This is a genomic window from Stappia stellulata (assembly GCF_020176715.1).
Taxonomy (GTDB): domain Bacteria; phylum Pseudomonadota; class Alphaproteobacteria; order Rhizobiales; family Stappiaceae; genus Stappia.
The window spans coordinates 50,951-68,694 of sequence record NZ_JAIVMF010000019.1 but is presented as its reverse complement, the minus strand read 5'-3'; the positions used below and the strand labels follow the sequence as shown (position 1 = coordinate 68,694).

The 17,744-nt window shown below is 65.7% G+C and carries 17 protein-coding genes; 8 read left to right on the top strand and 9 right to left on the bottom strand.

Annotated elements, in window-relative coordinates:
- Positions 1 to 198: 198 nt before the first annotated feature.
- The 7 genes from phoB to LC092_RS18210 all read right to left on the bottom strand — a co-directional run bounded on the left by phoB (position 199) and on the right by LC092_RS18210 (position 7,973).
- Positions 199 to 897, bottom strand: coding sequence for a phosphate regulon transcriptional regulator PhoB (gene phoB / locus LC092_RS18240; protein WP_224808868.1), 699 nt, complete (start codon positions 895 to 897; stop codon positions 199 to 201).
- A 35-nt stretch (positions 898 to 932) separates the two neighbouring features.
- On the bottom strand, positions 933 to 1,643 hold the full coding sequence (gene phoU, locus LC092_RS18235) for a phosphate signaling complex protein PhoU (protein WP_224808867.1): 711 nt from the start codon (positions 1,641 to 1,643) through the stop codon (positions 933 to 935).
- Between the two features lie 61 nt (positions 1,644 to 1,704).
- Entirely contained in the window at positions 1,705 to 2,502 is a 798-nt protein-coding gene (gene pstB, locus LC092_RS18230; RefSeq protein ID WP_224808866.1) for a phosphate ABC transporter ATP-binding protein PstB, read from the bottom strand.
- A gap of 14 nt (positions 2,503 to 2,516) precedes the next feature.
- Positions 2,517 to 3,860, bottom strand: coding sequence for a phosphate ABC transporter permease PstA (gene pstA, locus LC092_RS18225; RefSeq protein ID WP_224808865.1), 1,344 nt, complete (start codon positions 3,858 to 3,860; stop codon positions 2,517 to 2,519).
- Positions 3,857 to 5,326: a phosphate ABC transporter permease subunit PstC gene (pstC, locus tag LC092_RS18220; RefSeq protein WP_224808864.1), complete on the bottom strand. Its 1,470-nt coding sequence runs from the start codon at positions 5,324 to 5,326 to the stop codon at positions 3,857 to 3,859. The genes pstA and pstC overlap by 4 nt, the downstream gene beginning before the upstream one ends.
- Positions 5,327 to 5,400: 74 nt before the next feature.
- Positions 5,401 to 6,438 carry a substrate-binding domain-containing protein gene (locus LC092_RS18215; protein ID WP_224808862.1) on the bottom strand — a complete coding sequence of 346 codons (1,038 nt, stop codon included), beginning with the start codon at positions 6,436 to 6,438 and terminating at the stop codon, positions 5,401 to 5,403.
- 152 nt (positions 6,439 to 6,590) lie between these two features.
- Positions 6,591 to 7,973, bottom strand: coding sequence for an ATP-binding protein (locus LC092_RS18210; RefSeq protein ID WP_224808860.1), 1,383 nt, complete (start codon positions 7,971 to 7,973; stop codon positions 6,591 to 6,593).
- Positions 7,974 to 8,195: 222 nt separating this feature from the next.
- Here LC092_RS18210 and LC092_RS18205 point away from each other — a divergent pair, with 222 nt between their 5' ends.
- The 3 genes from LC092_RS18205 to LC092_RS18195 all read left to right on the top strand — a co-directional run bounded on the left by LC092_RS18205 (position 8,196) and on the right by LC092_RS18195 (position 10,615).
- Entirely contained in the window at positions 8,196 to 9,113 is a 918-nt protein-coding gene (locus LC092_RS18205; RefSeq protein WP_224808858.1) for an MBL fold metallo-hydrolase, read from the top strand.
- An 81-nt stretch (positions 9,114 to 9,194) separates the two neighbouring features.
- On the top strand, positions 9,195 to 9,908 hold the full coding sequence (locus LC092_RS18200; RefSeq protein WP_224808856.1) for an HAD family hydrolase: 714 nt from the start codon (positions 9,195 to 9,197) through the stop codon (positions 9,906 to 9,908).
- On the top strand, positions 9,905 to 10,615 hold the full coding sequence (locus LC092_RS18195; RefSeq protein ID WP_224808855.1) for an HAD family hydrolase: 711 nt from the start codon (positions 9,905 to 9,907) through the stop codon (positions 10,613 to 10,615). The genes LC092_RS18200 and LC092_RS18195 overlap by 4 nt, the downstream gene beginning before the upstream one ends.
- A 21-nt stretch (positions 10,616 to 10,636) precedes the next feature.
- On the opposite strand, the gene LC092_RS18190 is transcribed toward LC092_RS18195, so the two are convergent.
- On the bottom strand, positions 10,637 to 11,017 hold the full coding sequence (locus LC092_RS18190) for a DUF4870 family protein (protein ID WP_224808853.1): 381 nt from the start codon (positions 11,015 to 11,017) through the stop codon (positions 10,637 to 10,639).
- A gap of 227 nt (positions 11,018 to 11,244) precedes the next feature.
- On the opposite strand from LC092_RS18190, the gene LC092_RS18185 reads away from it, so the two are divergent.
- From LC092_RS18185 to LC092_RS18165, 5 genes are all read left to right on the top strand, one after another.
- Positions 11,245 to 12,864 (top strand): long-chain-fatty-acid--CoA ligase, encoded by a 1,620-nt coding sequence (locus LC092_RS18185; protein WP_224808870.1) that lies wholly within the window; start codon positions 11,245 to 11,247, stop codon positions 12,862 to 12,864.
- A gap of 54 nt (positions 12,865 to 12,918) precedes the next feature.
- Positions 12,919 to 13,956 carry a DUF1499 domain-containing protein gene (locus LC092_RS18180; protein WP_224808851.1) on the top strand — a complete coding sequence of 346 codons (1,038 nt, stop codon included), beginning with the start codon at positions 12,919 to 12,921 and terminating at the stop codon, positions 13,954 to 13,956.
- Between the two features lie 59 nt (positions 13,957 to 14,015).
- The gene (locus tag LC092_RS18175; RefSeq protein WP_224808849.1) at positions 14,016 to 15,395 is read left to right on the top strand and encodes an aminotransferase; all 1,380 of its coding nucleotides are present in this window, start codon (positions 14,016 to 14,018) and stop codon (positions 15,393 to 15,395) included.
- 218 nt (positions 15,396 to 15,613) lie between these two features.
- Positions 15,614 to 15,760 (top strand): hypothetical protein, encoded by a 147-nt coding sequence (locus tag LC092_RS18170; RefSeq protein WP_224808847.1) that lies wholly within the window; start codon positions 15,614 to 15,616, stop codon positions 15,758 to 15,760.
- Positions 15,761 to 16,029: 269 nt separating this feature from the next.
- Complete coding sequence (locus tag LC092_RS18165) at positions 16,030 to 17,007, top strand: magnesium transporter CorA family protein (RefSeq protein ID WP_224808845.1); 978 nt, start codon at positions 16,030 to 16,032, stop codon at positions 17,005 to 17,007.
- On the opposite strand, the gene LC092_RS18160 is transcribed toward LC092_RS18165, so the two are convergent.
- A complete protein-coding gene (locus LC092_RS18160; protein ID WP_224808843.1) occupies positions 16,985 to 17,560 on the bottom strand; it encodes a GNAT family N-acetyltransferase in 576 nt (191 codons plus the stop codon). The genes LC092_RS18165 and LC092_RS18160 overlap by 23 nt on opposite strands.
- Positions 17,561 to 17,744: the final 184 nt, after the last annotated feature.

The window sequence follows — 17,744 nt, the reverse complement described above, 5'->3', positions numbered from 1 at the left end:
AGCCCCAGCCTGAGGTGGCTGGACCAACCTAACCCTGAACAAAAACCGCTCAAAACCTCAGAACCAAAACTGAAAAAAACAAACCCGCCGAAATCGACGGGTTTGTCAGCAGTCTGAGGCCCGCTCCGGAACCGGAGCGGGCCTTTTTCATTTCAGATGCCGGGGTAAGTGGCGGCGACCTGCGGGACCGCCCCGGGATCAGGACGCGACGGCGAACTGATCGTTGAAGGCATAGCCCGCGCCGCGCACGGTGCGGATCGGGTCGACCATCCTGCCGCGGTTGATCGCCTTGCGTAGGCGCCCGACATGAACATCCACGGTGCGCTCGTCGACATAGACGTCGTGGCCCCAGACGCCGTCGAGCAACTGTTCGCGCGAGTAGACCCGCCCCGGCGAGGTCATCAGGAATTCCAGCAGGCGGAACTCCGTCGGCCCCAGATGGATCTCGCGGCCGGCGCGACGGACCCGGTGGGTCTCGCGGTCAAGCTCGAGATCGCCGGAGCGCAGCTGCGAGGACACGACCTCCGGCTTGGCGCGGCGCAGCATCGCGCGGACCCGCGCCATCAGCTCGGGGATGGAGAACGGCTTGACGACATAGTCGTCGGCGCCGGTGGCAAGGCCTCGGATACGCTCCTGCTCCTCGCCGCGCGCGGTCAGCATGATCACCGGAAGGCGCTCGGTCTCCGGGCGCGCCCGCAGCCGGCGGCACAGCTCGATGCCGGAAAGCCCCGGCAGCATCCAGTCCAGCAGCAGGAGATCGGGCTGCTGTTCGCGCAGCAGAAGCTCCGCCTCGTCGCCGCGCATGCAGGTGTCGACCGAATAGCCCTCCGCCTCCAGATTGTAGCGCAGGAGCATGATGAGAGGTTCCTCGTCCTCGACAATCAGAACCTTGGGCATCTGCAATTCCCTCGTCTTGTCGTCCCGGTCGCGGCCTAGCGGGCCACGCCGGTCTCCACGCCCGTTTCATCGAGCTTGTGACGTTCATCGGCGGGCTGCACCCCGGTCGACATGTAGATGACGTTTTCCGCAATGTTGGTCGCATGGTCGCCGATGCGCTCGATGTTCTTGGCGCAGAACAGCAGATGGGCGCAGATGGAGATCTGGCGCGGATCCTCCATCATGTAGGTGAGCAGCTCGCGGAAGATCGAGGTGTAGAGCGCATCGACCTCGTCGTCGCGCTCGCGCACGTTCGCCGCCGACGCGGTATCGCGGTTGGCATAGGCGTCGAGCACGGCCTTGAGCTGCTCCTGCGCCAGCTCGCTCATGTGCTCCACGCCAAGGGCGAACTTCTTGCTGTCGAAGGAGCCCTCGATGGCGATCACGCGCTTGGCGATGTTCTTGGCGAGATCCCCGACCCGCTCGAGGTCGTTGGAGATGCGCATGGCGGCGATGACGTCGCGCAGGTCCTGCGCCACCGGCTGGCGCCGTGCAATGATCAGGATCGCCTGTTCCTCGACCTCGAACTGCAGCGCGTCGACGCGCTTGTCCTGGGCGATCACGCGGCGGGCAAGATCCTTGTCCATGCGGATCAGCGACGAGATGGCTTCGGTCAGCATGACCTCGGACAGGCCCCCCATTTCCGAGACGCGACCGGCGACGGACTTGAGCTCGTCGTCGAAGGAAGTCACTGTATGATTGGGCATTTCAAGTCTCCATTGCGGCACGCCGGCGAACCGGCGGCGACAGGTCGCGATGGCGCAACCGCTAGCCGAAACGGCCGGTGATATAGTCCTGGGTGCGCCGGTCGGTCGGATTGGTGAAGATCTCCTTCGTCTCCCCTTCCTCGACCAGATTGCCCAGATGGAAGAAGGCGGTGCGCTGCGAGACGCGGGCTGCCTGCTGCATGGAGTGGGTGACGATCACGATCGTGTAGTTTTCGCGCAGCTCGTCGATCAGCTCCTCGATCTTGGCCGTGGCGATCGGATCGAGCGCGGAACAGGGCTCGTCCATCAGGATCACCTCCGGGCTCACCGCGATGGCCCGCGCGATGCACAACCGCTGCTGCTGGCCGCCGGACAGGCCGGTCCCCGGCTCGTCGAGCCGATCCTTGACCTCCTCGTAGAGGCCGGCCTTCTGCAGGCTGTTGGCGACGATCTCGTCAAGATCCGCCTTGGAGCGCGACAGTCCGTGAATGCGCGGCCCGTAGGCAATGTTGTCATAGATCGACTTGGGGAAGGGATTGGGTTTCTGGAACACCATTCCGACCTTGGCGCGCAGCTGCACGGGATCGACCTTGGGGTCGTAGATATCCTCCCCGTCGATGCGGATGTCGCCCTCGACACGGCAGATGTCGATGGTGTCGTTCATGCGGTTGAGGCAGCGCAGGAAGGTGGACTTGCCGCAACCGGACGGGCCGATGAACGCCGTCACGGTGCGGTCGGCGATGTTGAGGTCCACATCCTTGATGGCGTGTGTCTCGCCGTAGAAGACCTGGACCTTCTTGGCCGAGATCTTCGGCAGCAGGGTGCCGGCTTCGGCGTCGACGACGGGCATCTCGTTCATGGCTTGCACTTTCCTTACCAGCGCCGCTCGAAACGGCGACGCAGAATGATCGCGATAATGTTCATCGTCATCAAGAACAGCAGCAGGATGATGATGCCGCCCCAAGCCCGCTCGTAAAAGGCCGGATCGGCACGCTTCGCCCATTCGTAGATCTGGGCGGGCATCGCCGAGTTCGGATCGAGGAAGCCGGCGGCCACCCCGTCCGGCACGTTGGAGGCGATGAAGCCGACCATGCCGATCAGGAGCAGCGGCGCGGTCTCGCCCAGCGCCTGGGCAAGGCCGATGATCGTGCCGGTGAGGATCCCGGGCATCGCCAGCGGCAGCACGTGGTGGAACACCGACTGCATCTTGGAGGCGCCGACGCCGAGCGCCGCGTTGCGGATCGACGGCGGCACCGACTTCAGCGACGCGCGGGTGGAGATGATGATGGTCGGCAGCGTCATCAGCGTGAGCACAAGGCCGCCAACCAGCGGCGCGGACTGCGGCAGATGCGCGAACTGGATGAAGGCGGCGAGGCCCAGAATACCGAAGACGATGGAGGGAACCGCCGCCAAATTGGAGATGTTCACCTCGATCAGGTCGGTGAAGCGGTTCTTCGGCGCGAATTCCTCAAGATAGATCGACGCGGCGACGCCGATCGGCAGCGACAGGACCAGCACCACCAGCATCATGAAGAAGGAGCCGATCATCGAGACGCCGATACCGGCCTGCTCGGGACGGCTGTCGGAGGCGTCCGCGCCGAAGATGAACTGCCAGTTGAACCGCTTCTGCACGATGCCGGCGGCGCTCAGCCGGTCGACGATGTCGAGATGCGCCGCATCGAGGTTCTTGTCGTTGATCAGATCCTCGCGGGTCACGCGACCCTTGAGATAGCCGTCGACGCGCGAGGACGCCAGCAGGTCGAACGTATGGGTGGTGCCGATGCTGGCGGGATTGGCGAGCACGAAATCGCGCACGCTCGCCGCCGCGCCCGACGACATCATCTTATCCAGATCCTTCGCTGACATGTCGGTCTCGATGCCCGCCGACGACAGGACGTTGGCAAAGGCCGTGCCGATGATGGCGCGATACTTGGACGTCTTGACGATGGATTTTTCCGCCGCCTCGATCTCGGCGCGTTCCAGCGGCACCGGGATCGTGATGAACGTCTGGGTGAAGGCCGAGGTGCCGTTCGACAGGATCGTCGCAAGCAGCGCGACCAGGAACAGCAGCCCGACGATCACGGCGGACAGGCCATACATCTTGAAGCGGGCTTCCGCGGCGTTGCGCTTGCGGGTCAGGCTGTCGACCTCAAGAAGCGACCCCTTGCGGGCGGGCGCCGCGACCGCGCGCCCGGTCTGTGCTGTCGTGTCGGTCATTCGTACTGTTCCCGATATTTGCGCACGATGTAGAGGGCGATCACATTGAGCCCCAGCGTGATGACGAAGAGCGTCATGCCGAGCGCGAAGGCGACCAGCGCCTCCGGCGAGGCGAAGTCGGCGTCACCGGTCAGCTGACTGACGATCTTGGCGGTGACCGTCGTCATCGCCTCGAAAGGATTGAGGCTGAGGCGTGCCGCGGCGCCGGCGCCGAGCACCACGATCATGGTCTCGCCGATGGCGCGCGATCCGGCGAGAAGGATCGCGCCGACGATGCCGGGAAGTGCGGCCGGCAGGATCACCTGCTTGACCGTCTCGGAATGGGTGGCGCCGAGGCCGAGCGAGCCGTCGCGCATTGCCTGCGGCACCGCGTTGATGATGTCGTCCGACAGCGAGCTGACGAAGGGGATGAGCATGATGCCCATCACCAGGCCCGCCGTCATGACGGCCGTTCCGCCGCCCATCCAGCCAACCCCGAGAACACCGCCGTCGCCGAAGATGTCGACAAGCAGCGGCCCGACGGTGAGCAGCGCGAAGAGACCGTAGACGATGGTCGGGATGCCGGCGAGCACCTCAAGCAGCGGCTTGGCGACCGCACGCACCGCCGGTCCGGCATATTCCGACAGGTAGATCGCGGCGAACAGGCCGATGGGCACGGAGACCGCGAGCGCGATGAAGGAGATGTAGAGCGTGGCCCAGAGCAGCGGCAGGATGCCGAGCTCGGAGCCGCCGCCGAAGCTCGGGCTCCAGGTCAGGCCGAAGAAGAAATCCCAGGCCGGATACAGGCTGAAGAACTCGACCGTGTTGAAGATCAGCGACAGGATGATGCCGACGGTCGTCAAAATGGCGATGGAGGCGGCGAGGATGAGGATCCAGCGCACGACCGCCTCGACCGCGTTGCGCGCCCGGAAGGTGCTGGCGGCGCGCCTGTAGACGAAGGCCAGTCCGGCCAGCGCCGCCGCGACGACCGCAAGCGTGCGCAACAGGTCGCCTGTCGACGACAGTGCCCGGTAGCGCTGCGCCGCCTGCAGCGTCTCCGAGGTCACATCCGAGCCGAGCGCGACGCCGACCTCGCCGAGGCGCTCCCGCACGTCGGTGAATTCGGTGCGGATCGATGCGGCCTGCTCTTCGGTCAGGACGCCGGCATCGACCGCAAGGTCGAGCCCTTCCGCCACCCGTTCCACATCGCTCATGACGAGGCCGCGCGAGCTTTCCGCCGCCGAGCGGTCGGAGATCATCGCCGAAACCTGCGTGTCGATCACGACGCTTTGCGCGGGAAGCCACAGGAGAAGCATGAGGGCCGCCGGCAGAAGCGCCACGAGGAACCCGAACCAGCCGTAGTAATTCGGCAGCGAATGAAGCTTGCGCGCATCCCCGCCCGCACTTGCCATCGCCCTGCCGCGACCGAGCACATAGCCGGCGACGGACAAGGCCAGAAGAACGAAAACCAATATTGGCAGGGACATGACACCCGATCCGGTCTGCGAAAAAACAAGGAAGGGCGGCGGGGTACCGCCGCCCTTCGATCGAACCCGTGGGCTTAGTTACCCATCGTGACTTCGTTCGCAACCGCTTCCTGCGTCTTGGCCAGTTCCGGATCGGCGACCAGGCCGTACTGGGCCAGCGGGCCGTCGGGGCCTGCGATTTCGTCGGAGACGAAGAACTGCGTGTATTCCTTCAGACCCGGGATCACGCCGATGTGGGCCTTCTTGACGTAGAAATACAGCGGACGGGAGACGGGGTACTCGCCGGTCGAGATCGTCTCGGTCGTCGGGTTGACACCGGACATCGTCGCGACCTGCAGCTTGTCGGTGTTGTTCTCGTAGAACGCCAGACCGAACACGCCGATGCCGTCCTTGTTGGCGTCGATGCGCGCCAGCGTCTCGGTGTAGTCGCCGTCGATGTCGACGGACACACCGTCGGTGCGCACGGAGATGCAGGCATCCTCGGCGTCGTCTTCGCTCATGCCGGCGTCGATCATCGCCTTCATGGCGCCCGTCGCCTCGCAACCGGCCGCAAGAACCTTCTCTTCGAAGACTTCACGCGTGCCATGCTTGGTGCCCGGAATGAAAGCGGCGATCGGCTGATCGGCGAAATCCGCGTTCACCTGGTTCCAGGATGTGTAGGGATTGTCGACGAGCTGGCCGTCGACCAGAACCTTCGGAGACAGGGCGTTGAACCAGTCCGACGGCGTGAAGGCAAAGGAATTGCCGTTGATGTCGGAGGCAAAGACGATGCCGTCGTAGCCGATGCGGACCTCGATGATGTCGCTCACGCCGGCTTCGGCGCAGGCCTTGATTTCCTTCTCGCGGATCTTGCGCGAGGCATTGGCGACGTCGATCGTGTTCTCGCCGACGCCGGAGCAGAACTTCTTGAGGCCGGCGGAGGAGCCGCCCGATTCCACGACCGGGGTCGGGAAGTCGGTGTTCTCGCCAAAGGCCTCGGCAACGATGGAGGCATAGGGCAGAACCGTGGAGGAACCGGCGATCTGGACCTGGTCGCGCGCAACGGCGGCGCCTGCGAACCCGGTGGTGGCGACCGCAAGAGCGGTGGCGCTGAGAAGAGCCTTGACTTTCACCTGACGTCTCCCTGGATGTTCAGGATTTTAAGTGTCCCCCTGCGGACTTATTCCCGCAAGGTCGAGAGGGACCCTAGAGCGACCCCGTGATGCTTGTATGACGGTTTCATTTCAGTTATGTGACAACGCAGTCCTTTGAATTCATTGATTTATCAATCCACATCCGGTTCAGTACGCGACATGGCCGCAGGGATTTTGACAAGAAAGTTCGCCCCTTCCCCCAGGCGGCTTTCGATGTCGAGGCGGGCCCGGTGGCGGGTGAGGATATGCTTGACGATCGCAAGCCCGAGACCGGTGCCCTTCATCTCGCGGCTGGCGGCCACATCCACCCGGTAAAACCGCTCCGTCAGACGCGGGAGATGCTCCGGCGCGATGCCCGGGCCGTGGTCGCGGATGGTCAGGATCCATTGGCCCGGCGGCCGCGGCTCGGCCTGGGGCCGGTCGAGTTCGGCCCAGGCGAGACCGATCTCGACCCGCTCGCCGGAGGCGCCGTATTTCAGGCTGTTCTCGATCAGGTTTTCCAGCACCTCGATCAGCTCGTCGCGGTCTCCGCGCACGATGGCGGGCCCCTCGGGAAGCGTCAGTTCGATGGCAACGCCCGCCTCGTCGGCGACGGGCTTGAGCGCATCGCAGGTGTGGCGCACGAGCGGCACGAGATCGAGCGTCGCCTCAGGCTGGACGTGGGCCTTGAGTTCCACCCGCGACAGCGACAGGAGATCGTCGATCAGCCGGCGCATGCGTTCGCCCTGCTGCATCATGATCTGCAGGAATTTCTCGCGCGCCACCGGGTCGTCCCGGGCCGGGCCGAGCAGCGTCTCGACGAAGCCGGTCAGCGACGCGAGCGGCGTGCGCAGCTCGTGGCTCGCGTTGGCGACGAAATCGGCGCGCATGCGCTCCAGGCGGCGTTGTCCGGTCTGGTCCTGGATGGTGACGAGAATGAAGCGCGGCCGCGCCGAAGGGGCCGGGTCGGCCTCGCCGCCGGCGGTGCCCTGGGTCGGCGCCACCGGCGCGATCACCGCCTCCAGCCATTGTTCGGCCGGCGTCTTCTCGCTCCATTCGATGCGCTGCGCCGGATCGCCGCCGATCACGCGCTCCAGCGCCTCCAGCAGCGCGGGCGATCTCAGGCGGAAGGAAATCGGATCGCCCGGGCGCACCTGTCCGAAGCGGTCACGCGCCGCGGAATTCGCATAGCGGGTCACGCCCCGATGATCGACGATGAAACACGGGTTGGGAAAGGCATCGGAGAGATGCTTCATGGCGGTTTCCGGCCAGGTGGAGACGGCGCGCTTGCGCCGAAGCCGCCGGCCGATCAGCGGCTTGCGCGCCGGCGCCAGGAGGGCTGCCCCTGCAATAATCGCAAAGCCCGCAAGCACATGCAGCGCCGGTGCAGCCCCCGTATAGACGGCCGCCGCCGCCACGGTGATGGCGGCAAGCAGCACCCAGCGCTGCATCGACAGCCGCTCACGCAGCATGCCCCGCGCGCGGTTGCGGCCCCGGGAGTGCGGGGCATCAGCCTCCAGCGGTTCATCGGTCATGGCAGCGCTTTCGGATCACCTGTGACGGCCGGCGCGTTCGACACCTGTGCAAGGTGTGGATCGCCGAAGCCGGAATTGCGGAAGGATGGCCTAACACGAGGCTCATGACAAACCAAAGACGTCGCCCGGCGGCGGCGACCCGCCCGCAGCGCCTTGCCGGACCCGGAGTGGATCGGCTAAGCCCTTCGTACGTGCCGCCTTCCACCCCCGCGACGGACGCCCATGGCCAAACTGGAACACGACAGACGTTTCGACCCCGCCCATGGCAGCGCCGTGCCGCTCGGCGATGCGGTGCGGCGGATCACGGCGCGCAACGCCGGCCCCTTCACCTGGCAGGGCACCAACAGCTATCTGGTCGGGCGCGACGAGATCGCCGTGATCGACCCGGGCCCGGAGGACCGCGATCATCTCGAGCTGATCCTCCAGACCTGCGGCACGGCCCCTGTCGCGGCCATTCTCGTGTCCCACACCCATGCGGATCACTCCCCCGGTGCGCGCCTGCTCCAGAAGATGACCGGTGCCCCGATCGTCGGCTGCGGTCCGCATGTGGCGGCGAGGCCGCTGTTTGCCGGCGAGGTCAATCCGCTCGACGCCAGCGCCGACCTTGAGCACCGGCCGGACCGCGAGCTTCATGAAGGCGACACGCTGGTCGTCGACGGGCTGACGCTCACCGCCGTCGAGACACCTGGCCATACGGCCAATCACCTCGCCTTCGCGCTGGACGAGGGCCGCGTACTGTTTTCCGCCGATCATGTCATGGCCTGGTCAACCTCCATCGTGGCGCCGCCGGACGGCTCGATGAGCGCCTATATGGCCTCGCTCGACCGGCTGATGGCGCGCGACGACGCGCTTTACCTGCCGGGCCACGGCGGGCCGGTTCAAGAGCCGGCCGACTATCTCGCCGGGCTCAAGGCGCATCGCCTGGCGCGCGAGCAGGCAATCCTTGCAAGGCTTGCGGCGGGCGAGCGCACGATTCCCCAAATGGTCGCGACGATCTACCGGGACGTCGACACGCGCCTGCATGGCGCGGCCGCGCTCTCCGTCCTCGCGCAGATCGAATGGCTGGTCGAGCGCGGTCTGGTCGTCTCGGACGGACCGCCATCGCTGGCCGCGCGCTATTCACCCGCTCCGACAGCCTGAGCCTTGTCGCACGCGCCGGCGCGTGGCATGAGGACATCGTCACGTTGGCGCCCTCTCCATCAGTTCAAGACGGATCATCTCATGCGCATCAAGGCCGTTCTCTTCGACCGCGACGGCACGTTGACGGATTTCGACCGGACCTGGGGCCCGGCGATCGCCGCCGTGCTGACCGATCTGGCCGCAGGTGACGCAGCCTCCCTCGCAACCCTGTCGGAGATGGCGATGTTCGACGTCGCGGGGGCGCGCTTCACCGGCCCGTCTTCATTGAAGGTGCAGGCCCCGGCCGATTATTCGGCCGACTGGGCGCGGGTTCTCGGCGAATCGGATCCGGACGCCATGCTGGCGCGCATCGAGGCAACGCTGCTGGAGCATGCCACCTTGAATGTCACCCCGTTTCCGGGCGTCGTCGACACGCTTCGCGGTCTTCATGAGGCGGGCCTTCCCGTCGGGCTTGCGACCAACGGCACGGAAGCCTCGGCCCGGGTGCAGATGGAGGCGCTCGGCGTCGGCCATGCCTTCGGCTTCCTTGCCGGCTACGACAGCGGCTTCGGGCGCAAGCCCGCACCGGGACAGCTTCTCGCCTTCGCCCGCCACACGGGCCTCGACCCGGCCGAGATCGCCATGGTCGGCGACAGCCTGCACGACATGCACGCCGCCCGCGACGCCGGCATGATCCGCATTGCGGTGACCACCGGTGCCGTCACGCGCGCCGACCTGGAACCGGAAGCGGATCTTGTGCTCGACGAGATGCGCGATCTTCTGGCCGTCGCGCTGGCGGCGGAGAGCGTGCGATGACGCCGCTCAAGGCGGTGCTGTTCGATAAGGACGGTACGCTGATCGACTTTCAGGCAACCTGGGCGCCAACCTTCCTCATCATCCTGGAAGAGCTGTCGGCGGGCGATGCGCCGCTGATGGCGCGCCTCGGCGAGGCCTGCGGCTACGATCTGGCGACCCGACGCTTCCATCCCGATTCCATTGTCGTCGCCGGCTCGAACGACGACATCGCGGCCGCCTGGGCGGGTCTCCTGGAAGGGCGCGACATCGACGCGCTCTTCGCCGATCTCAATGCCCGCGTCGGCGACATGAGCCTGCCGCATCTCACCCCGTTCCCGGATCTGATGCCGGTGCTCGACGCGCTTTCCGATCTCGGCCTGCGCCTTGGCATCGCCACCAACGACGGCGAGGAGTCCGCGCGCACGCAATTGGCGACGCTCGGCCTCGACGCCCGCTTCGAGACGGTGATCGGTTTCGACAGCGGCCACGGGGCCAAGCCCGCGCCCGGCATGGTGCTTGGCTTTTGCGAGGCGCTCGGCCTTTCGCCGGCGGAGGTCGTCATGGTCGGCGACAGCCTGCACGACATGCACGCCGGACGCAGCGCCGGCGCACAGACGCTGGCGGTCACGACCGGAACCGTGCCGGCGGAGGCGCTGAGCGATCATGCCGATCACGTCGCAGGGTCGCTTACCCAGGCGCTCGAATGGATCCGCGCCCGCGCCTCATGATGCCTGCCAACGGATGACCGGTCAGAACAGCCAGGTCTCGGGATTGGGCACCGGCTCGCCGCGCGAGACCCATTGCAGACCCTTGACGCAGCGCACGATCAGCCAGACGACAAGCGCGATCATCAAGAGGAAGCCGATACCGACCATCATCAGCACCATGGACAAGAGCGCATAGGCAAGCCCCATCCAGAAGGTGCGGATCAGATAGGTATAATGGCTCGCCGCCACCGCATCCGCCTTGGCCCGGTTCATATAGGCCAGAATGACGCCGACGAGCGCGGTGAGCCCGAACACCAGTCCCACCAGATACAGGATGTAGATCAGCTGGATGTTAGGCACGCCGGGATCCAGAAGCCGTTGCGTCTGCCCGTCGCCGGCCGGTCGGGTATCGGGATCGCTCATCTCGTCTGTTCCCTCGCCTGTTCGCACAAATCTTTCCGATTTCCATCGTGCAGCCGGCAACCTCAAGGGTCAACTCCCCCGGGAATGCCGCCGCCCTGCACGCCTGCGCAAGCCTGCGCGCGACGCTGGACAGGCCGCCACCTCCCGGTGCTAATGTGGGGACAAGAAAAGCTCACCGAAACAAAGAGCTGAACCTTCCGGAAGGAGACCTCATGCCCGCACCCGCCATGCCTGGCCTGATGCAGGACTGGTCGTTGACCTGCACCCGCATTCTCGACCATGCCGCACGCAATCACCCGACACGGGAGATCGTGTCGCGCTCCGTCGAGGGCCCGATCCATCGCACCACTTACGCCGGGATGCGCCGCCGCGCACTGACGGTTGCCAAGCGCCTTTCGCGATACGGATTGAGCGAGGGCGACCGGGTCGCGACGCTTGCCTGGAACACCTGGCGCCACATGGAAGTCTGGTACGGGCTGCTCGGGATTGGCGCCATCTATCACACCGTCAATCCGAGGCTGTTTCCCCAGCAGATCGCCTGGATCATCAACCACGCGGAAGACCGGCTGCTCTTCGTCGACCTGACCTTCGTTCCCATCGTGGAAAAGATCTGGGACGAACTGACCTCGGTGGAGCATGTCATCGTGCTGAGCGATGCCGCCAACATGCCCGAGACCGGCTTTCCGGCGTCTCCTTATGAAGAGTGGCTGGCGGAAGCCGATGACGACTTCGCCTGGGTCGAGCTCGACGAGAATGCGGCCGCCGGCATGTGCTACACCTCCGGCACGACGGGCAATCCGAAGGGCGTTCTTTATTCGCACCGCTCCAACGTGCTGCATGCGATGGCGGCGGCGACGCCGGACATGCTCGGCCTTTCGGCCCGCGACCGGGTGATGCCGGTCGTCCCGCTGTTCCACGCCAATGGCTGGTCGCTTGCCTTCTCCTGCCCGCTCGCGGGTGCTGCGATGGTGATGCCTGGACCGCGCATGGATGGCGAAGCGCTGTGGGAGCTGCTCGACACGGAGCGGGTAACCCTCACCGCCGCGGTTCCCACAATCTGGCTGATGCTGCTGCAGTATCTGGAAAAGAGCGGCAAGACGCTTCCCCATCTGGAGCGGGTGGTGATCGGCGGCGCCGCCTGTCCGCGCGCGATCACCAAGGCCTTCGAGGAGAACTATGACGTGCGCGTCATGCATGCCTGGGGGATGACGGAAATGAGCCCGCTCGGAACCGTGTGCTCGATCAAGCCGGAGGTCGCGGATCTTGCGGGCGAGGACAAGCTCGACCTGCAGGAAAAGCAGGGCCACACGCCCTTCACCGTGGAAATGAAGATCACCGACGACGAGGGCAACGAGCGTCCCTGGGACGGCAAGACCTTCGGGCGGCTGAAGGTGCGCGGTCCGGCGATCTCGCAAAGCTATTTCAAGGACGAGACGCCGATCGTCGACGGGGAAAATTACTTCGACACCGGCGACGTCGCGCATATCGACGAAAACGGCTACATGCAGATCACCGACCGCGCCAAGGACGTGATCAAGTCCGGCGGCGAATGGATCTCGACCATCGACCTGGAAAACCTGGCGCTCTTACATCCGCATGTGGCCGAAGCCGCGGTGATCGGCGTCGCGCACCCGAAATGGGACGAACGGCCGCTGCTGATCGTCGTTCCGCGCGAGGGCACAACGCCGGACTCCTCCGATATTCTCGCCTCCTTCGAGGGGCGCATCGCCAAATGGTGGATGCCCAATGACGTGGTCTTCGTCGACGAAATTCCGCATACGGCAACGGGCAAGATCAAGAAAACCGCGCTGCGCGAGCAATTCAGCGACTATACCTTCCCGGAATAGGGCGACGGCATCGGTGAAGACGGTTCGCATCCCGAAGAGGGCATGGTAAGGCCAATGACGGTTCATCAGCCCGGATTGTCGGCCCGCACCATGCACAAGAAGATCCCCGTCCGGCGGTCGCGGCTCGCCGCTGCCAGCCTGTGGAGCGGCCGCATCGCGGTGCCCGTGCTCGTGATCGGTGCGCTCCTTCACCGGCTTGAGCTTGTGTCCACGCCCCAGTTTCTCGTCGTTCTGACGCTCGGCTTCCTGCTCGGCGCCCTTGCGGCCGCGGCCGCGGTGCTTGCGCTTGTCAGCCTGTGGACCCGCGGGGGAACCGGCTGGGCCCGGGCCCTGCGCGGTCTCCTCTACGGCCTGATCGCCCTCTTGCCCGTTTTCGCCGGGCTTTACGGCTTCTGGCGCTATCCGCTGCTGGCCGATGTCAGCACGGACATCGAGGCGCCGCCGGTCCTGCCGCCGGCCGGACCCGGCATTCCCGAGCGCAGCTTCGATACGGGCGAATTGCAGCAGGCGGCCTATCCCGACATCGTCTCGCGCCGCTTTCGCGTGGCGCCGGCCGACCTGCATGCGGCCGCACGCCGGGTCGCGGAACAATCGGGCTGGATCATCACCGCGGAACTGCCGCCCGGCATGCCCGACGAGCCGACCCGCTTTCAGGCGGAAGCGGTCTCGCTCCTCTTTGCCTTTCGCGATGACGTGTCGGTGCGCATCCTTCCCGATCCGGTCGGGTCGCGCCTCGATATCCGCTCCGCCTCGCGGTTCGCGGAGCATGATCTGGGCGCCAATGCCCGCCGCATTCGCGGCTTCCTGGAAGATCTCGACGCGGTTCTGCTGGCGGCCTTCGGCGCCGTGGAGGCGATCGACGACGACGAGGACGTGCCCGAGCTGCCACCGCTCGATCCAAATGCGCCGCGCGAGGAAGACGACGGCCCTCCGCCGCTCCCCTCCACCAAACCGGAAGACGGCGGCGACCCCGCCCTCTCCGCAACGGATGGCCCTGCGACGGGCGGCGAAGCCGGCGGCATCGCCCCGCTGCCGGACGACATTTCGGAAATCTATCAGGACGATCCGGCGCCCGGCGCCGCGCAACAATAGCCGCTGCAAGGAACGGGGAATTGCCCCCGGCAGCCCGGCATATTCAGGAGACCGCGACCATGCCCTTGACCAACGTCCAGACCCGCGATGTGGAAGCGCTCCTGCATCCCTATACCGCGCTCCACACGCTGCGCGACACCGGCCCGCTGGTGCTCGACCACGGCAAGGGCGTCCATGTCTATGACACCCATGGCAAGGCCTATATCGAGGGCATGTCGGGCCTGTGGTGCGCGGGCCTCGGCTTCGGCGACGAGGAACTGATCGCAGCCGCCAAGGAGCAGCTCGACCGCCTGCCCTATTATCACCTGTTCGGCGGCAAGAGCATGGAGCCGGCGATCGAACTGGCGGAAAAGCTCAAGGAGCTCGCGCCTTTCGAGGCCTCCAAGGTGTTCTTCACCTCCTCCGGCTCGGAGGCGAACGACACCCAGGTGAAGCTTGCCTGGTACTACAACAATGCCCGCGGACGGCCGGAGAAGAAGAAGATCATCTCGCGGGTCAAGGCCTATCACGGCGTCACCATCGTCGCCGCCTCGCTCACGGGACTGCCCAACAACCACCGCGACTTCGACCTGCCGGTGGACCGGATCCTGCACACCGATTGCCCGCATGCCTATCGCTTCGCGGAACCGGACGAGGACGACGCCGCCTTTACCGCGCGGATCGTCGCCAATCTGCGCGCCATGATCGAACGCGAAGGCCCGGAGACCATTGCCGCCTTCATCGCCGAACCGATCCTGGGCGCCGGCGGCGTCATCGTGCCGCCCGATGGCTATTACCAGGCGGTGCAGGCGCTTCTGGCCGAACACGACATCCTGTTCATCGACGACGAGGTGATCAACGGCTTCGGGCGCACCGGCAACTGGTGGGGCTGCGAGACCATGGGCTTCGTTCCCGACACGATCTCCTGCGCCAAGCAGCTGACGTCCGCCTATGCGCCGCTCGGCGCGGTGATGGTGGGCGAGGAGCTGTATGACGCCTTCGTCGAGGAATCGCGCAAGATCGGCGTCTTCGGTCACGGCTTCACCTATGGCGGTCACCCGCTCGGCTGCGCGCTCGGGGTGAAGGCGATCGAGATCTACCAGAAGCGCGGGATCCTCGAGCGGGTGCGCGGCCTGACGCCGCAATTCGAGGCAAGGATGCAGCGCATCGCGGACCACCCGCTCGTCGGCGAAGTGCGCGGCAAGGGGCTGATCGGCGGCGTGGAACTGGTCTCCAGCAAGACCACGCGCGCGCCCTTCGATCCCGCGCTCGCCATCGGCGCGCGCTGCGTCGCCCACGCCCAGAAACACGGCGCGATCCTGCGGGCGGTCGGCGACACGGTGGCGCTCTGCCCGCCGATGATCATCTCCGAGGACGACCTTGACCGGCTGTTCGATTGCCTGGAGGCCGCCCTCAAGGACACGCTCGCGGAGCTGCCGGCGGGACTGCTGAAAGACTAACTTGCTGATTTTTTGTGCAATTTGAGCCTTTCCCGGCAAACAGCCACAGGCCGTTCCCTGCTCCAACTCGCGAATTCTTACAGGGCGAAAAGGAAAGTGACTGGATTCACAAGGTTTTGTGCCCGCATCCTTAGTTTCGTCCAATTCCGAGCCCCACTGTGCTCACGAGCTGACGGGAATACCCCCGGGCCGAACAAACCGACGCTGGACTGTCAAAAATGACCTCGAAGTCACATCAAACCGCCCCTGCCACGCCGCGCCCGAACCTCGACGCGCTTTACAAGCCGGTCGGCATCAAGTCGATCAACGCGGCGGCGCTTTGCAACAAGGGTGCGATGAAGACGGCGAGCGGTTCGGGCAAGTAACCTTGCTCGAGAACGCCAGCGACCGCCTCAGACCTCTGGCCGTCCGCCGTTGATCGCAACCGGCGGGAGACCAGTGTTGGAGGACCAACGTCGGGGGACCGGGCGAACCGGTCAGACTATTCAGGACGCGCGAACCGCGCGTCCTGGCGTTTTCCGGAACGCGGGCTTGGCGCGCATCCACGCGAGACGCAACGGTCATCTTCCTCCATCATGCTGCGACACGGGCCGGAACGCCACCGACCAGGGAGCGCAGCGGGAGTGCAAACGCGATGATGATCGCCTATGTGCGTGACGGGGCCGGACTGCGCCCCGCCACGAGCCAGTCCGGGAAAACGCCGATCCCGGCGGAAGCCGTCTGGCTCGACCTTTCCTCACCCGCCGCCGCCGAACGCCGCGCCGCCAGCGACTGGGTCGGCGCGCCCGTGCCCAGCGGCGAGGACATCGGCGCGATCGAGACCTCCGAGCGGCTCTACGAGGCCGGCGGCGCGCTGGTGATGACGGCGGTGCTGCCGCTGATCGCCCGCGATCCCAATCCGATGGTGTCCACCCTCAAGATCGTCGCAACGCCCGAGCGGATCGTGACGATCCGCCAGAGCGAGACGCTTTCCGTCGATCTTGCCGCGCGCCGTCTCGCGGCCGGCATGGTACAGGCCGCGAGCGGCATCGACATTCTCTTCGCCCTGCTCGACGCCATCGCCGACCGCGCCGCGGATGTGATCGAGGAGGCCTCTGCCGAATTCGACGCGATCTCGAGCGCCGTGTTCGGCCAGGGCATCGACAGCCGCAAGGCCGCCTCCTACAAGGCGACGATCCGCCGGATCGGAGAAATCGGCCTCAAGGTCGCGCGCATGCACGAATCCTGCGCAAGCCTCGAGCGGCTGTTCGTCTATCTGACGCTCCACGCCAAGACGCTGCGGCTCACCGGCGCCCAGCGCAGTCAATGCAAGGCGCTCGGCCGGGACATCCGCTCGATCCGCGAGCATGCCAATGCGCTCGACGCCAAGCTCAACTTCCTGCTCGATGCGACGGTCGGCCTGGTCAATCTGGAGCAGAACCAGATCATCAAGATCTTCTCGGTGCTCGCGGTGGTGTTCCTGCCGCCGACGCTGATCGCCTCGATCTACGGCATGAATTTCGAGGGCATGCCGGAATTGTCCTGGACCTACGGTTATCCGTTCTCGATCCTCATCATGATCGCCTCGGTGCTTGTGACCTTCCTGTATTTCAGGTGGAAGAAGCTTCTGTAGCCCCGGCAGGGGCATCGCGGTTGCGGCGGTAGAGCACCACCGGATCGCCGCGATAGCTCGTGTGCGTCCACATCCGAAAGCCCACCCGCTCCGCCAGCCGCAGCGAGGGACGGTTGTCCGGGGAAATCAGACATGCCACACAGGGCCGCGCGAGATTCGCGTCGCCCCAGGCAAGAATCGCCCGGACGGCCTCGCTCGCAAGACCGCGACCGTGCCACTGCGGCGAGACCAGCCAGCCGATTTCCGCATGGTCGGACAGGGACGGCACAATGTCGCGCTGATAATCGGCAAGCCCGGCCTCGCCGACAAAGGCACCGGTGGCCCGGTCCTCAAGAGCCCAGTAGCCGAAGCCGAGCATGTGCCAGTGTCCGGCGTAGCGCAGCAGTCGCCCCCAGGTCTCCTCGCGCGTGGCCGGCTTTCCGGTGATATGGCGCACGACATCGATGTCGCCCCACAGGGCATGGCAGGCGGCAAGGTCGTCCGGCCGGTGGGCGCGCAGGCGCAGGCGCGCTGTCAGGATCTCGGGCGGAGAGGAAAAACCGGGGCGCGTCATGAAGAAACCTGTCGGCTGAAACGGCGGGATGGCGGGCCGGCGCGGCCGCTGCCTCCTGATAACCCGCTGCGGGAAAATCGGAAACGAAATCGCAAATTGAACGGACTCACATTTTGTTAAGGCTTCTCCTTCACCCTGTTGCAAAGGCGTCACATCGACCGACGGTTGAACGATGCGCTGCGGG

Excerpts from the sequence above, each read along its gene's own strand:
- phoB (WP_224808868.1), bottom strand. The coding sequence starts at position 897 with ATGCCCAAGGTTCTGATTGTCGAGGACGAGGAACCTCTCATCATGCTC.
- phoU (WP_224808867.1), bottom strand. The coding sequence starts at position 1,643 with ATGCCCAATCATACAGTGACTTCCTTCGACGACGAGCTCAAGTCCGTC.
- pstB (WP_224808866.1), bottom strand. The coding sequence starts at position 2,502 with ATGAACGAGATGCCCGTCGTCGACGCCGAAGCCGGCACCCTGCTGCCG.
- pstA (WP_224808865.1), bottom strand. The coding sequence starts at position 3,860 with ATGACCGACACGACAGCACAGACCGGGCGCGCGGTCGCGGCGCCCGCC.
- pstC (WP_224808864.1), bottom strand. The coding sequence starts at position 5,326 with ATGTCCCTGCCAATATTGGTTTTCGTTCTTCTGGCCTTGTCCGTCGCC.
- LC092_RS18210 (WP_224808860.1), bottom strand. The coding sequence starts at position 7,973 with ATGACCGATGAACCGCTGGAGGCTGATGCCCCGCACTCCCGGGGCCGC.
- LC092_RS18205 (WP_224808858.1), top strand. The coding sequence starts at position 8,196 with ATGGCCAAACTGGAACACGACAGACGTTTCGACCCCGCCCATGGCAGC.
- LC092_RS18200 (WP_224808856.1), top strand. The coding sequence starts at position 9,195 with ATGCGCATCAAGGCCGTTCTCTTCGACCGCGACGGCACGTTGACGGAT.
- LC092_RS18195 (WP_224808855.1), top strand. The coding sequence starts at position 9,905 with ATGACGCCGCTCAAGGCGGTGCTGTTCGATAAGGACGGTACGCTGATC.
- LC092_RS18190 (WP_224808853.1), bottom strand. The coding sequence starts at position 11,017 with ATGAGCGATCCCGATACCCGACCGGCCGGCGACGGGCAGACGCAACGG.
- LC092_RS18185 (WP_224808870.1), top strand. The coding sequence starts at position 11,245 with ATGCCTGGCCTGATGCAGGACTGGTCGTTGACCTGCACCCGCATTCTC.
- LC092_RS18180 (WP_224808851.1), top strand. The coding sequence starts at position 12,919 with ATGACGGTTCATCAGCCCGGATTGTCGGCCCGCACCATGCACAAGAAG.
- LC092_RS18175 (WP_224808849.1), top strand. The coding sequence starts at position 14,016 with ATGCCCTTGACCAACGTCCAGACCCGCGATGTGGAAGCGCTCCTGCAT.
- LC092_RS18170 (WP_224808847.1), top strand. The coding sequence starts at position 15,614 with ATGACCTCGAAGTCACATCAAACCGCCCCTGCCACGCCGCGCCCGAAC.
- LC092_RS18165 (WP_224808845.1), top strand. The coding sequence starts at position 16,030 with ATGATGATCGCCTATGTGCGTGACGGGGCCGGACTGCGCCCCGCCACG.
- LC092_RS18160 (WP_224808843.1), bottom strand. The coding sequence starts at position 17,560 with ATGACGCGCCCCGGTTTTTCCTCTCCGCCCGAGATCCTGACAGCGCGC.